The sequence below is a fragment of the Burkholderia sp. LMG 13014 genome, assembly GCF_905232215.1.
Classification (GTDB): domain Bacteria; phylum Pseudomonadota; class Gammaproteobacteria; order Burkholderiales; family Burkholderiaceae; genus Burkholderia.
Window position 1 is genome coordinate 1 of record NZ_CAJNKE010000656.1, and the last position, 3,144, is coordinate 3,144.

Sequence of the window (3,144 nt, forward strand, 5' to 3'; positions counted from 1 at the left end):
CGCTGTCTTCCGGCAGGTCGTACTTCGGCAGCGCATCGTTGCTCGACGTCGCGGCAGCCTCGCCGCGTGCGTTGCTGATCAGCATCTGGCGGCGTTGCAGGTACGCGTTGCGCACGAACGAATACTTGTCGAGCGCCGCCGCATCCAGCACGTCGCCCGCGCCGAGCAGGTTCGAACGCGTGTTGACGAGGTTGACGCCGAACAGGCCCCAGCTCACGCCATCCGGCTTCACGTAGGTCAGCGGGTTGCCGACGTAGTCGACGCCCAGGCCGGCCGTATCGCGCAGCGTGCTCGGGCCGAGCAGCGGCAGCACGAGATACGGGCCCGACGGCATGCCGTAGCGGCCCATCGTGATCCCGAAGTCGGCCGTGTGCTTCGGCAGCTTCGCGATCGTCGCGACGTCGAACAGGCCGCCGACGCCGAACACCGTGTTGATCACGACGCGCATGATGTCGCCCACACCGTCCGCGATCCGCAGCTGCACGATGTTGTTCGCCGCGATGTAGACGTCGCCGATGTTCGAGAAGAAGTTCGTCACGCTGTCGCGCACCGGCTGCGGCACCACGTACTGGTAGCCCTTCGCGACCGGTTTCAGCGCATACGTATCGACCGTGTCGTTGAACTTGTACATCGACCGGTTGAAGCCTTCGAGCGGATCGCCCTTGGTCGGCGTCTGCACGGTCGCGCAGCCGCTCAACGCGGCGACTGCCGCTACCGCCAGTGCGGCGTGCCTGATGCGGATCGTCTGCATGGTCATTACCCTCTGTATTCTCTCGTGTGGTTATTGAGCCGCCGAACCGGACGCGGCGGACACCGCCGATGCCGGCACCGACACCGGTGCAGGCGCGGCCGGCGCACCGGCTGCCGGCTTCGCACCGCCCGCGTCGGCGGCCTTGCTGTACAGGAACTGGCCGATCAGGTTCTCGAGCACGATCGCCGATTGCGTCATCGTGATCGTATCGCCCGCCTTCAGCATTTCGGTGTCGCCGCCCGGCTCGAGACCGATATATTGCTCGCCGAGCAGGCCCGACGTCAAGATCTTCGCGGACGAATCCTTCGGGAACGGGAACTGGCCGTCGATATCGATCGTGACGAGCGCCTGGTACGTGTTCGTGTCGAAGCCGACCGTCTTCACGCGGCCGACCACGACACCCGCGCTCTTCACGGCCGCACGCGGCTTCAGCCCGCCGATATTGTCGAATTTCATCTTCACCGAATAGGTCGGCTGAAACGACAGCGAGCTCATGTTGCCGACCTTCAGCGCCAGGAACAGCACCGCAAGGAAGCCCACCACCACGAACAGGCCGACCCAGAAGTCGAGAGCAGTCTTTTTCATCGTCATCCCAAAATTTGGCTTGGCTGAGGCTTAGCTGAACATCAGCGCGGTCAGCAGGAAATCGAGGCCGAGTACGGCGAGCGACGCGAACACGACCGTCTTGGTGGTCGCGCGCGACACGCCCTCGGGCGTGGGCTTCGCTTCATACCCTTGAAACAGCGCAATGAAGGTCACGGCGAACCCGAACACGATGCTCTTCAGCACGCCGTTGCCGACGTCGGCCCAGACCTGGACCCCGCCCTGCATCTGCGACCAGAACGCACCCGGATCGACGCCGATCAGCACGACGCCGACGATATAACCGCCGAGCACGCCGACCGCGCTGAAGATCGCGGCGAGCAGCGGCATCGCAATGATGCCCGCCCACATGCGCGGCGCGATCACGTTCTTGATCGGGTCCACCGCCATCATCTCGAGCGCGGTGAGCTGCTCGCCGGCTTTCATCAGACCGATCTCGGCCGTGAGCGACGTGCCCGCGCGGCCCGCGAACAGCAGCGCGGTGACGACCGGCCCGAGCTCGCGCACGAGCGACAGCGCGACCAGCAGGCCGAGCGCCTGCTCGGAACCATAGCGGTTCAGCGTGTAATACCCCTGCAGGCCGAGCACGAAGCCGACGAACAGCCCCGACACGGCAATGATCACGAACGAATAGTTGCCGAGGAAGTGGATCTGCTTCGTGACCAGCCGCGGCCGGCGCAGCAGCGGGAAGAATTCCAGCACGAGGCGCACGAACAGCCGCGTGCCGTAGCCCGCGCGCTCTAGGCCGCCAATGACGAAACGTCCGATCGCGCTGATCATGCGCGCCCTCCGCCGAGCCCGAAATCCGCTGCGAGCGGCGGGCTCGTGTAATGAAATTTGAACGGGCCGTCCGGCGCACCGTCGATGAACTGCCGCACGCTCGGATCGGTCGATGCGCGCAGTTCGTCGGGCGTGCCCTGCGCGAGCACGCCGCCGTTGGCCAGGAAATACACGTAGTCGGCGATCGCGAACGATTCGGGCACGTCGTGCGTGACGAGGATCGACGTGGCACCCAGCGCCTGGTTCAGCGTGCGGATCAGGTTCGCGGTGATGCCGAGCGAGATCGGATCGAGGCCCGCGAACGGCTCGTCGTACATGATGAGCTGCGGATCGAGCGCGATCGCGCGTGCCAGCGCGATACGGCGCGCCATCCCGCCCGACACCTCGGACGGCATCAGGTCGCGCGCGCCGCGCAGCCCGACCGCGTTGAGCTTCATCAGCACGAGGTCGCGAATCAGGTCTTCGGGCAGGTCGGTATGCTCGCGCAGCGCGAACGCGACGTTCTCGAACACCGACATGTCGGTGAACAGCGCGCCGAACTGGAACAGCATGCCCATCTTGCGGCGCAGCGCGTACAGGCCGTCGCGCGATTGCGCGCCGACATCGGCGCCGTCGAACAGCACCTGGCCGCGGCGCGCACGCACGAGGCCGCCGATCAGGCGCAGCACGGTCGTCTTGCCGCAACCCGACCCGCCCATGACCGCGACCACCTGCCCGCGCCCGAAGCGCAGGTTCAGGTTGGACAGGACGAGGCGGTCGCCGTAGCCAAAGTCGACGTCGCGAAGTTCCAGCAGTGTCTCGGTAGGAGTGGGGCTCACGGAGCTGACAGTCCTTTTACGCAGAACGCCGAATTATAGGGCCTGCCTTGGAATGATGTCGTGACGCCGCTTCAGCCCCTGCGGTCAATGATTGTCAAATTATCCGGGAAAGCATTGCTGCAATGCAGCAATGGCGGTCCGATAGTCGGTCGCGCCCGTCACCGCACTGACCACCGCGACACTGCCGACGCC

General features: G+C 65.5%; 4 protein-coding genes. All 4 read right to left on the reverse strand.

Annotation, left to right across the window (positions count from 1 at the left end):
* On the reverse strand, window positions 1–751 hold a 751-nt coding region (locus JYJ84_RS32580), incomplete at its 3' end, for a VacJ family lipoprotein (protein WP_205189984.1).
* 30 nt (window positions 752–781) lie between these two features.
* A complete protein-coding gene (mlaD, locus tag JYJ84_RS32585) occupies window positions 782–1,342 on the reverse strand; it encodes an outer membrane lipid asymmetry maintenance protein MlaD (RefSeq protein ID WP_122944231.1) in 561 nt (186 codons plus the stop codon).
* Between the two features lie 24 nt (window positions 1,343–1,366).
* Window positions 1,367–2,134 (reverse strand): lipid asymmetry maintenance ABC transporter permease subunit MlaE, encoded by a 768-nt coding sequence (gene mlaE, locus JYJ84_RS32590; RefSeq protein WP_122944230.1) that lies wholly within the window; start codon window positions 2,132–2,134, stop codon window positions 1,367–1,369.
* Window positions 2,131–2,952: an ABC transporter ATP-binding protein gene (locus JYJ84_RS32595; protein ID WP_122944229.1), complete on the reverse strand. Its 822-nt coding sequence runs from the start codon at window positions 2,950–2,952 to the stop codon at window positions 2,131–2,133. The genes mlaE and JYJ84_RS32595 overlap by 4 nt, the downstream gene beginning before the upstream one ends.
* Window positions 2,953–3,144 lie beyond the last annotated feature (192 nt).

Excerpts from the sequence above, each read along its gene's own strand:
- mlaE (WP_122944230.1), bottom strand. The coding sequence starts at position 2,134 with ATGATCAGCGCGATCGGACGTTTCGTCATTGGCGGCCTAGAGCGCGCG.
- mlaD (WP_122944231.1), bottom strand. The coding sequence starts at position 1,342 with ATGACGATGAAAAAGACTGCTCTCGACTTCTGGGTCGGCCTGTTCGTG.